General features: G+C 54.7%; 13 protein-coding genes and 1 pseudogene. 8 read left to right on the forward strand and 6 right to left on the reverse strand.

The features are described from left to right. The first annotated feature begins 103 nt into the window (after window positions 1–103). The 5 genes from JET17_RS26460 to JET17_RS26480 are packed head-to-tail and all read left to right on the forward strand — an operon-like array spanning window position 104 to window position 4,602. Window positions 104–1,921 (forward strand): copper resistance system multicopper oxidase, encoded by a 1,818-nt coding sequence (locus tag JET17_RS26460; RefSeq protein ID WP_012316927.1) that lies wholly within the window; start codon window positions 104–106, stop codon window positions 1,919–1,921. 14 nt (window positions 1,922–1,935) lie between these two features. After that, entirely contained in the window at window positions 1,936–2,259 is a 324-nt protein-coding gene (locus JET17_RS26465) for a hypothetical protein (protein ID WP_012316928.1), read from the forward strand. Next, window positions 2,249–3,364 (forward strand): copper resistance protein B, encoded by a 1,116-nt coding sequence (locus tag JET17_RS26470; protein WP_012316929.1) that lies wholly within the window; start codon window positions 2,249–2,251, stop codon window positions 3,362–3,364. Before JET17_RS26465 ends, JET17_RS26470 begins: the two co-directional genes overlap by 11 nt. Before the next feature lie 10 nt (window positions 3,365–3,374). After that, on the forward strand, window positions 3,375–4,157 hold the full coding sequence (locus tag JET17_RS26475; protein WP_012316930.1) for a c-type cytochrome: 783 nt from the start codon (window positions 3,375–3,377) through the stop codon (window positions 4,155–4,157). Next, window positions 4,147–4,602, forward strand: a complete 456-nt coding sequence (locus JET17_RS26480) for a DUF411 domain-containing protein (RefSeq protein WP_012316931.1) — start codon at window positions 4,147–4,149, stop codon at window positions 4,600–4,602. The genes JET17_RS26475 and JET17_RS26480 overlap by 11 nt, the downstream gene beginning before the upstream one ends. A 105-nt stretch (window positions 4,603–4,707) precedes the next feature. Here the strand turns inward: JET17_RS26480 and JET17_RS26485 are convergent, their stop codons facing one another. From JET17_RS26485 to JET17_RS26500, 4 genes are all read right to left on the reverse strand, one after another. Further along, window positions 4,708–4,896, reverse strand: coding sequence for an AbrB/MazE/SpoVT family DNA-binding domain-containing protein (locus JET17_RS26485; RefSeq protein ID WP_016489899.1), 189 nt, complete (start codon window positions 4,894–4,896; stop codon window positions 4,708–4,710). 137 nt (window positions 4,897–5,033) lie between these two features. After that, window positions 5,034–5,366 (reverse strand): DUF2790 domain-containing protein, encoded by a 333-nt coding sequence (locus tag JET17_RS26490; RefSeq protein WP_012316932.1) that lies wholly within the window; start codon window positions 5,364–5,366, stop codon window positions 5,034–5,036. A gap of 145 nt (window positions 5,367–5,511) precedes the next feature. Further along, a complete protein-coding gene (locus JET17_RS26495; RefSeq protein ID WP_012316933.1) occupies window positions 5,512–5,835 on the reverse strand; it encodes an antitoxin Xre/MbcA/ParS toxin-binding domain-containing protein in 324 nt (107 codons plus the stop codon). Window positions 5,836–5,894: 59 nt separating this feature from the next. Beyond that, window positions 5,895–6,068, reverse strand: coding sequence for a hypothetical protein (locus tag JET17_RS26500; protein ID WP_016489901.1), 174 nt, complete (start codon window positions 6,066–6,068; stop codon window positions 5,895–5,897). A gap of 402 nt (window positions 6,069–6,470) precedes the next feature. Here JET17_RS26500 and JET17_RS27460 point away from each other — a divergent pair. The 3 genes and pseudogenes from JET17_RS27460 to JET17_RS26510 form a co-directional block, all read left to right on the forward strand. Continuing rightward, window positions 6,471–6,664: pseudogene (locus tag JET17_RS27460) on the forward strand (IS5/IS1182 family transposase); the annotation flags it as partial. 155 nt (window positions 6,665–6,819) lie between these two features. Next, window positions 6,820–7,221: a hypothetical protein gene (locus tag JET17_RS26505; protein ID WP_024717850.1), complete on the forward strand. Its 402-nt coding sequence runs from the start codon at window positions 6,820–6,822 to the stop codon at window positions 7,219–7,221. Beyond that, a complete protein-coding gene (locus tag JET17_RS26510; protein WP_016489902.1) occupies window positions 7,218–7,547 on the forward strand; it encodes a hypothetical protein in 330 nt (109 codons plus the stop codon). The genes JET17_RS26505 and JET17_RS26510 overlap by 4 nt, the downstream gene beginning before the upstream one ends. 43 nt (window positions 7,548–7,590) lie before the next feature. On the opposite strand, the gene JET17_RS26515 is transcribed toward JET17_RS26510, so the two are convergent. Beyond that, window positions 7,591–8,502: a DUF4238 domain-containing protein gene (locus JET17_RS26515; protein WP_016489903.1), complete on the reverse strand. Its 912-nt coding sequence runs from the start codon at window positions 8,500–8,502 to the stop codon at window positions 7,591–7,593. A 914-nt stretch (window positions 8,503–9,416) separates the two neighbouring features. Then, window positions 9,417–10,886: a TnsD family Tn7-like transposition protein gene (locus JET17_RS26520; protein ID WP_012316938.1), complete on the reverse strand. Its 1,470-nt coding sequence runs from the start codon at window positions 10,884–10,886 to the stop codon at window positions 9,417–9,419. Between the last annotated feature and the right edge of the window lie 13 nt (window positions 10,887–10,899).

Raw genomic sequence — 10,899 nt, forward strand, 5'->3', positions numbered from 1 at the left:
CAGTAGCGAAAGTCTACGAGACTGGTGAGAGCTCCAACGAACCCAAGGGCTGCGCCATCGAGCAGCCTGGATATCAGCGATCTACCTGACTGGACGCAACGGCATGCAAAGCAAAACCACGAGACGATCATTCGTCAAAGGCCTGGCCGCTACCGGACTTCTGGGTGGGCTCGGCATGTGGCGCGCGCCGGTCTGGGCTGTGACCAGCCCTGGCCAACCGAACGTGCTCAGCGGCAATGAATTCGACCTGTATATCGGTGAACTGCCCGTCAACATTACGGGGGCAGCTCGTACGGCCATGGCCATCAACGGCTCCGTGCCTGGGCCGATCCTGCGATGGCGCGAAGGCGACACCGTGACGCTGCGTGTACGCAACCGGTTGAAACAGGACACCTCCATTCACTGGCACGGCATAATCCTGCCCGCCAATATGGACGGTGTGCCGGGCTTGAGCTTTCACGGCATCGCTCCCGATGGCATGTACGAATACAAGTTCAAGGTCCACCAGAACGGCACTTACTGGTATCACAGCCACTCAGGCCTCCAAGAGCAGTCTGGGGTCTATGGCGCACTGGTGATCGATGCTAAGGATCCCGAGCCGTTTGTATATGACCGCGATTACGTCGTCATGCTCAGCGATTGGACGGATGAGGACCCGGCGCGGGTGCTCTCCAAACTCAAGAAGCAGTCCGACTATTACAACTTCCACAAGCGCACGGTCAGCGACTTCGTTGACGACGTGAGCGAGAAAGGCTGGTCGGCCGCTGTAGCGGATCGGAAGATGTGGGCTGAAATGAAGATGAGCCCCACCGACCTCGCAGATGTGAGCGGGTATACCTACACCTACCTCATGAACGGCCAAGCTCCGAACGGCAACTGGACGGGTATCTTCAAGCCCGGCGAGAAGATCCGCCTGCGATTCATCAACGGCTCGGCCATGACCTATTTCGATGTCCGGATTCCTGGGCTCAAGATGACGGTTGTGGCTGCCGACGGCCAGTACGTCAAACCCGTATCGGTCGATGAGTTCCGGATCGCCGTTGCTGAAACCTACGATGTCATCGTCGAGCCTGAAAACGAACAGGCCTATACGATTTTCGCGCAATCCATGGACCGTACCGGGTATTCCCGAGGCACCCTGGCAGTTCGCGAAGGCTTGCAAGCGCCCGTACCGGCGGTAGATCCACGCCCGATCATCGCCATGAGCGATATGGGCATGGACCACGGCAGCATGGGCGGAATGGATCATGGCAGCATGGCTGGCATGGACCAGGGCAGCATGGCCGGCATGGATCACAGCAAGATGGCTGGAATGGACCACGGCAGCATGGCCGGTATGGACCACAGCAAGATGACTGGGATGGGCAATGAAGGCATGGCCGGCATGAGCGGCGCAATGCAAAGCCATCCGGCTTCCGAGACCAACAACCCACTGGTCGATATGCAGACTATGTCGCCAACGCCAAAGCTGAACGATCCGGGAATTGGCCTACGCAACAACGGGCGTCGAGTGCTGACGTACGCCGATCTGCGGAGCACCTTCATCGATCCCGATGGTCGAGAGCCTGGACGGACAATCGAACTGCACCTTACCGGCCACATGGAGAAGTTCGCGTGGTCGTTCGACGGTATCAAATTCTCCGACGCTGAACCGCTGCGGTTGAAATATGGCGAGCGTCTTCGCATCACCTTGGTCAACGACACCATGATGACTCACCCCATCCACCTCCACGGTATGTGGAGTGATCTGGAGGACGAGAACGGCAACTTCATGGTTCGCAAGCACACCATCGACATGCCACCTGGCTCAAAACGAAGCTATCGCGTCACCGCAGATGCCTTGGGACGTTGGGCCTATCACTGTCACCTACTGTTCCACATGGAAATGGGCATGTTCCGAGAAGTACGTGTGGACGAATGAACTGGAGATTTGAGATGAGCAAACCAATGAAACGAAGCGCCTTTTTCCTTTCTGCTGCGATGGTAGGCATTCTGGCTGTTTATGCCCCGTCGTCGTGGTCCAGCGACAATCATGATCAGCATTCCCAGAAAACCACAGAGGCCGGCAAAGCCAAAGGCTCGCAGGACAAGCAGGGCCAGGGGATGAACCATGAAGGCATGGACCATGGTTCCATGGAAGGTATGGACCACGGCTCGATGAAGGGAATGGACCATGGCTCGATGGAAGGCATGGACCACGACAAAATGATGAAATCGCATGGCAGCGACAAAGCTAAGGCAGGGAAAGATGGCCAATAGCCTCGGGCGGCCTTCGCTGCTGGCTCTGACCGTTTCGATCAGCATGCTGGGCGTAACGCCCAGCTTCGCTGCTGAAGAAATGGATCACTCGGGCATGGATCATTCGAAAATGGGGCACGGCTCCATGCAAATGGATGCTGCTCCATCCGAATCGATGCCGGCGATGGATCACAGCAAGATGGGGATGGGCAAACAGCAGAAAAAGCCTGCCCCTGTTGATCACAGCCAGATGGGGCATGCTCAAAGCAAGAGTAAATCCAGCCCGGTGGACCACAACAAGATGGACCACAGCAAAATGAACCATGGAAACATGCAGGGCATGGATCACGGCTCTATGAAGGGCATGGACCATTCCCAGATGAACCATAGCTCAGCGACTTCTCCGACCACGACGAGCCGCACGCCGATTCCAGTGCTCACTGATGCGGATCGCGAGTCGGCCTTTCCGCCCCTGGGTGGCCACCAAGTGCACGACAGCGGAATCAACAGCTTCTTCCTGTTGGACCAGCTCGAATACCAGGACGCCGATGAGGGCAGCACCCTGGCCTGGGACGCATCAGGCTGGATAGGCGGCGACATTAATCGCCTCTGGGTTCGTTCGGAAGGCGAGCGCACCAATGGGGTAACCGAAGATGCTGAGCTGCAACTCCTGTACGGGCGCTCGGTCAGCCCTTGGTGGGATGTGGTCGCCGGGGTCCGCCAGGATTTCAAACCGGAATCCCCACAGACCTGGGCAGCCTTTGGTATTCAGGGCATGGCTCTGTATGACTTCGAGGCCGAAGCCACGGCGTTTATAGGCGAGAACGGTCAGACTGCTGCGCGTCTTGAGGGCGAATACGACATCCTGCTGACCAATCGCTTGATTTTGCAGCCCACGGCCGAGGTCAATTTCTATGGCAAGAACGATCCTGAGCGCGGCGTTGGCTCGGGCCTTGCCAATACCGAAGTCGGGCTGCGCCTACGGTATGAAATTGTCCGCCAGTTTGCTCCATACATAGGCGTTACCTGGAGCCGCTCCTACGGCAACACCGCTGACTTCATCCGAGACGAGGGTGGAGATGTTGATGAGGCACGCTTCGTTGCCGGTATCCGGATGTGGTTCTGAGAATTCCAACATGAAAAAAACAATTACAACGCTGCTTGGGGCCGGTGCTGTCGGAAGTGCTGCGGTATTGGGCACAGCCTATTTCGGTCTGGTGAATGTCGGCGCTGATGATCCTCACTTCCCGGCAGTCCATTCCTTTCTCGCCATGGCTCGTGATCGGTCTATTGAGGTTCGAGCGCGAGACATCGAAGTCCCTGATCTGAAGGAAGCCGCGTTGATCAAAGCGGGGGCGGGCAACTACAACGCCATGTGTATAGGCTGTCACCTTGCCCCTGGCGTTGGGAAGACTGAGCTAAGCCAAGCGCTATACCCGTCGCCACCCGACCTCACCAAGGTGGGTGTCGGAGGCGATCCAGCCGCCGCATTCTGGACAATCAAGCACGGTATCAAAGCCACGGGCATGCCCGCCTGGGGCAAGAGCATGGGCGATGAGTACATCTGGGGAATCGTCGCGTTCCTGGATCAACTGCCCCAGATGAATGCCGAGCAGTACAAGGCCTTGGTGGCCACGAGCGGCGGCCACCAGCACGGCGGCGGTGAAAGCGATATGCACAACCATGAGGGCCAGCACGGCGGGAGCGGTCGTGCCGAGCATGGTGATCACGATGAAGCGGCAGACGACGATCATGCCCAGGCAGCTCACGACCATGGAGCTGCACCCGCAGGCTCCGCTCAAGCGGCAGATCATCACGGTGACCACAATGCGGCCGAGGCCCATTCGGATGCCCACCCGACATCGTCGCCAAAGACGCATGTTCACAAAGACGGTAAGGAGCACACTCATGCCAACTAACCGGATATTCGTTCGGCTAGCCGCTATCGCTGGGCTTCTGGTGACCTCGGCGGCCTATGCTGCCGAGCCATTGTCCATCGACGTTCACCGAGACGCGAACTGCGGTTGCTGCAAGAAGTGGATCGCGCACCTGGAAGCCAATGGTTTCAAAGTGACCGACCATGTTGAGACGGACATGAGCGCAGTGAAACAGAAGCTGGGCGTATCGCCACGGTTAGCGTCCTGCCACACAGCTGTGATCGACGGAAAGTTTGTTGAAGGTCACGTGCCAGCTGAGCAGATTCGAGAACTCAGGGGGCGGAACGATCTAGTCGGGATCGCCGTACCAGGAATGCCAGCTGGGTCCCCAGGCATGGAGGTTGATGGCGTAAGCCATGCCTACCAAGTCATTGGTTTAATCAAAAGCGGCGAGGACCAAGTAGTCGCCAACTATCCAGCCAAATAACGCACCTACCAGGAGGACGGCGGTAGGCTGACTGCCGTCCCTTATTCCCCCGCTAGAAAGCTTCATCAGCTCAACAGGACGACAGAGAGGGGCTACAAAGGGTAGCTAGTCAGATTCACGGCGCTCGCGGACTGGCTTGAGTACGATATCGCCGTTGATGAGCTCGATGGAGAGTCTGTCGCCCGTCGTGACCCCGAGCTCGCGCAAAATGTCATCGGGTAATTCCACAATCACATCGCCGGAGCCGTCGCCGGGATCTAGGCACTTTACCGTGGTGCGCGCTGATTGAGTCATTGGACTCTCCTGCCTGAGCTACCAGTCCTCATCGTACTCCACCAGTCATGAAAGCCGGTAACCAGGCGATCTATTGCCGGAATTGACGCTTCAACCCGGCGTTTTATCAGAGTAAGTCCTGTCCACTCGCTCAGTGCTCAGTTCTGGCCCCGGCAACCGACTCCAGCGGTCCGGTATTCAAGGATTTTCACGTCTCCGTTGGAATCCTCGTAATTCATCTGTGCCGGCATCACGTCACAGCTCGCCTTGGTCGACGTCATGCTGATCACCTTCGCCACGTCGAGCCGCATCCCGTAGCGATAGTGGATCACCTCCGGTGGGTTCTTTCCCTTGGCAGCGGCATAAGCTCGCATAGCTTGCTCATTGGCCTGAATCATCTTTCCATGCAGACGGTCGGATCCTCCTTCGGCGAGTACGGCTGACGAAGCCACTAGGGCCAGGATAGCGGTGATACTTTTGATGACTTTCATTTCAATCACTCCAATAAACGTGACTGAAGATTAGGGGTTGATCGCTGTCAATTGAGTGATACGGGAATTACAAGGTTGTAAGTCCCGCATGTAAAAAGAGGTAGCGTTGCCTCCTCGCCGCATACCAACCTCGCCCTCAGGCAAGCTACTGGTAGACACCCAAGCGTATACGCTCAAGATAGTCCGCTACGACGCTGAACCCGAGCGACGTGTCGAGCATCTCGAAGGGTACAAACCCCAACAAACGGCCGCACGGCCGACAAAGCCACTGCTCCGCGAGCATCTGAGAGCCAAATACCTTCGATGCAAGCTCCAGTCCTTTCGCATACTGGAACGCCACCGCGCTCTGCTGGGCATCCAGACGATGGGCCTGAGCGGGATGGCTCAGACGGTGAATGCTTCTGGTCGATCTTCCTGTGATTCGCCCGACGAGGTTACGAGCCTTGAACAGGCTCGATGACTCGACCATGCACTTCACGTCGCTGAAAAAGAATCCTGTTTGGACTAGACTCAGGAGCTCCAGCTGGCTCAACCCGTCGGGGTGGTTCCGCCCTGCTCAGATTCTCGCGCGAGATCTGCGTATCCTTCTTCACCACTGAGATGGTCGTAGAGTTCTTCCAGGGTTAAAGCCAAACCAACTTTATAACCCGACAGGTCAGCAAGGTATTCGTTAAGGTCGCCAGCTCCGAAGCTCATATGCATAAAAGGGTCCTAGGCGTGAAAGTAATGCGACGATAGTATCGGTTTGCTAAACACTCCACAAAAGGGCCCTGTGGACAGCGAAATACAGGCAGATCCTGTCAGTTGCCCGGACCCACTCACGGCCTGGTTTTGGCTTTTTGGCCGAAAAGGCTGTTGCTTAAATTGCAGAGCGATTATTAGCCTTTTAGACGCCAATGGTCCAACCAAAGCACTCTCGGTTGATCGGAAAACCAAGCGTAGAAAACTAGTGCCGCATGCTGCTAGCTGCCTCTCGCCAGCGTCTTCTACCGGCCCAGGCTGTGTAAAACCTTGACCAGTGCTAATGTTATTCTGCCGTCGGCAGTCATAGCGGAGTAGTCCATGAGGCCATTCCTCCAAGGCAAGCATCGAGATTAATGCACGTTGCGGCCTGAGAGCCTGGATGATTATGTCGCAGATACTAACTAGGTTCGAGTAATCGATGTGCTCGACGATGAGCTTGATCTCACCCGTTGGGCTTCAGTGGTGTGGTTCTCACCGAAACTGGACGCCCTGCGTACCCTGCTGCACTGCTGAAGATCAACATCTATGGCTATCTCAACCATCTTTCCGTCAGCATTGGGATGAGCTTGGTTCCGACCAGCTCCGGAAAATAGCTTTGGGGACTCCTTGGAAAATGAGGTCATAAATGGCCTGGGCTAGCGAACGGGAGCTTTGCTTCTCGCAGGTTTGGGGGCATGCTGTGAGCGAAACGTGGCAGGAGGAATGCGCCATGAACCAGGGGACACTCCAGACAGCGGTACTGTCGGCCGCCGAACTGATCGACTACCTGTGTCCTACGAGCGGGGCGCCTTATTCGGTCGAGCGCTATGCCGAGATCTTTGGCCTCAGCCCTACCGAGTTTGCCGGTCAGATCGCTGCCTATCGTCACAGCAAACCAGATGCTACCAGCGCATCCGACGCCGAAGCGACGCAACGCTTTATCGCGGATGTCTTGCGGGTGATCTTGGCCCTAGACGAGAGCGGAGTCGCCGTCGAACGGGCGATCACTTGGTTTCGACTCGAGCCGTTACCGACCTTCGAACAGCAGACCGCGGAGCAACTGGTCAGTCAGGTTCAAGTTGAACGAGTGCTGCAGTTCCTAGCCTCCTGGCAGGCGGGGAGCCAGGGATGAATCGGGATACCCAATGGCAGGTCGATCATCAATCGGCATACCAGTCCTGTTATTGCACTGTCCTGCACACCGTAGATGCGCGTTACGACGTTCGCGGTTCTGTGCTGGCAGAAATGGTGAAGGCCTGTCTGATTCACCGCGCCACACTGCCCGCAGCGCAGCGGGCCTATTTCGTACAGCACGCATCAGAGGAAGCGGTGACCTACTTGGAAAAGTTCACAGCCAGGCTGTTTTTTGGCCCCCAGGGACGCTTTTCGCCGCAAGAGTATCGCTACCGGCCTGCTATAGATTTGCTGGAACCGGCTCCTCATGGTCAGCCTCAATGAGGCTCACTGGTCAATTGAAGGCAATTTGCCATCTGGAAAAATGCTAGAGGTCCCAAGCATTCTCGGCGAGTAAAAAATCTTTGACGTAGTCGCGCTGCTTTGAAAGAGTGGAGCGGTTTAGAGCCCAGCCGAGATGAGCGCTGACAAACTCGCCCTGAGTCTCGTCGAAGTAATAAGCCGTGCGCGCCTTCGCCAAGGAATACAGATTGATCAGCCGAGCACGTACGTGCGGCTTGAGATGATCATAGACGACAACGTTGGGGTTATTGGAGAATACTAAAGCTTTACCTGGCGAGATGGCGATGATGAACAACAGGTCCCTCAAATAGTCTCCCCAGCGAGATGCGGGGTAATCAGATGCGAGCAAGCCCGGTTGTTCCCAATTGTACTCCCGCATGGTTGCCTTCAAGAGTCCATCTGAAAATGCCTCGTCAATAAACGGCGAAATCTCGTTCTGGGCGAATAGGACTAACGACATCGCACCGAGGGACTTGCTTGATTTAAAATAGTCAACCACTTCATTGATCGAAGTATGTGATGAGATCTGCTCATCCTTCATATTTTGCCTAATAAGATCGAGTTCCGAGCGGATATCCATGGCTTTTAGAATGTCGGGATGGCGAGCCTCCAGAAACGTCAGGGTGTTCGCCAGTTGTCGGCGGTCCAGATGGTTCCAACCCTGAACTCTACTGCTACGTGCCTTTTCGATGATCTTATGGCCCGCTTCATCAATCATCGGGGTAATATGGCTGGATTCGACCTCAAATCCCCCATCGGGAAAGTCGATACGGTACAAGTCCTCAATCGAAGCAGTATGTTTTATAGCAACCGGCTTGATTTCCAGCGCACCATTCGAAGGCAGTCGGCGGTAGCGGAAGACTCTCCCAGGAGCGTATTGCCAAGCCTTGAGAAAGTGTTGTGGAACGAAATGGTGATTGCGAGGGGGATTCGGCATGCAGTGGTTCTCTCCAAAAATGAGGATGCTATAGCAATGAAGATTTTCACACCATTACCTGGAGAATATGTGGCGTCGGCACTGCAGCGGGGAAACGAGATGCTCGGTATCCGAACCCTGCCACATGAGGATTTCCGGATAAGACCGATACCAAGAACAGGTTACGGACGCAAAGGAATTGGGGGAAAAGCGGAAATTAGGGGGTACGCAATTTTTAAATTTCCCTCCTTATTTACTGAACGAAAAATCACGGAAGAGGTTTTGCACAACCACACCCTGTACCCTCTCACCGCAGCGCTAGGCCGACCTACAAACCAAACAATAGTAACCCCCGCTTATTGGAAAAAAATTTGCCCCGAATGCGCATTCGAGGACTTTGAGAATCACGGCACAGCGTACGTACATCGAAGCCATGTACAGTCTTATGTTAAGGTTTGTAGCATCCATGGTTCTGACCTCATAACTATCTGCCCCGCATGTTCAACCCCCATTAATAAGCATAAAATAACCCAACTAGGAATATGCAGTCAAAAATACAAAAACCCGACACGTCAATGGAAATCACCGAACCATCTGTATTCAATATTTATCGCAGAACTTCTGAACTACAAAGGCCCTCCAGCTAAAACGCACAACGCTGAATGGATAGTGACCAAAAGCTTATACAAAAATTATTTCGATGAAATATACGGCAATTATGGATACGTGTCTGAAATTATAGTGCGTGAGCTCGGCACAAAAACTATAAATCCCTATTCAAAGGGGGCGACTGATTACAACTTCGTAATTCAAGCCTTCCTAGGCTGTCGCACCGCTGCCAGATACCTAGACTTGCTAACAAACAGTGCCGCGTGCACTCAGTTGCAAAACGAAGTTAATGAACTTATTCGGTCTGACTTCATCAAACGCAAATATCATACAGTAGATAGAATACCTAGTACCTCCTCATCAGTTACATGAGACAGCCGAATCCCAGCAAGCCGGTACACAACACTTATAGCACTTCGCTCAGATAGAAGATAATGTCTCACCGCCCATCTGATTTTACGAACTTGATGGTCATGATCAGATTCGAGAATATCTTTCATCAACAAAGTACTTATTGGGAACTTATCAGGTACCCTCAAAAAATCATGGCTACGAGCGACCTTCCTGCTTAACGCGGCGCGGGTCACCTTTTTCGGTTTGCCCTGCGTAGACAGAATCTGGTCCCTGGCGATTAGCAGATCTTGAGCAAGCGCTGCGTCTCTCGCATGCCAATCGACCAACCCCCTCCTTACCCTTATGAAAGGATGGGCAGACACATACTGCGCTAACCACTCCTTATCATGGCGGTAAAGCCACTGATAGCCCGGCTTATCATGGCATTTCGCGTTCTTGCTGCTCGAGAAAGCTTCGCGGCGTGCCTCAATTTCGCCGTCCTCTATGAGGGGCCTAGTATCGTTGCCCCTAGCCGCTTCACCGCTGCGAGCATCAGCTCGCGGGTGAAAGGATTTGAGGTGCTCAAGGTCTGCCTCAAGGAGCCAGCAAAGAAAGTAGAATTTTAATGGCTGTACGACCGCCCCGCGTGGACGCACGACGCCCAACACCCAGTCCCAAGAGCAACTGAGCTCCTGGAACTCATTAGCGCGAGGGCTACAGAGAAGACGCGGCGTCAGGAAGCTCCTTAATACCTGTTCCCTCACCCGACCAGCCTTAAGAAACCCCATCTCATCCAGACGATGCTGAAGGAAGTTTCCGGTCAGCAGATTTTGTACATCCGCTGGGTGCTCAAGTCCCCAAAACTGCATTTCACCTATCACAGCAGCTGAAGAGTCAGGAGCCCGCATCACTGGCGACCCCGCTGCCTCCGCCGGAAACAGCATGCAACGCCAGTCAGTTCCATCCGGAAACATCGTCCCGCAGAGCACCTCTCCATGGAGCGGGCAGATGCAAGTACCCATTGCTTGGTGAATACGATGCCAGTAGGCCGAGCCGCAGTTTTGAATATCTTCTTCAACACACCTCTCGCAGTACCTGAACGACGCGTGCTTGAGGAAGCCTGAGGCTGTGAGACCCAGGCTCATTTTCAGGCCCGTGCCGTCGGTACCAGTCATGGCGATACGCGCGGCTTTGCTCTTCGTGTCATTCAAAAAAGGTTCGTACAGAGGCAAAAGGGTAAAGCGATCGATCAAATGCTCTACCGAATAAGCTGATGCTAACCGTTGCGACAGAGCACCCAAGCAGCACGGCAGGATAGAGCCACAGGTTCTGGAATACGCGCCGAACAACTCCTGGCTTGTCCGGCGATAGCTGTCGTTCGACGACAGCCTATGATAACGGACCGCCAGGCTGTAGAGAGACTCATCAGGGAACGGCTGAGGAAACCAATGCAAGCGATCCATTGACCTGATCTCC

It is taken from the genome of Pseudomonas putida, assembly GCF_016406145.1.
GTDB classification, from domain to species: domain Bacteria; phylum Pseudomonadota; class Gammaproteobacteria; order Pseudomonadales; family Pseudomonadaceae; genus Aquipseudomonas; species Aquipseudomonas putida_E.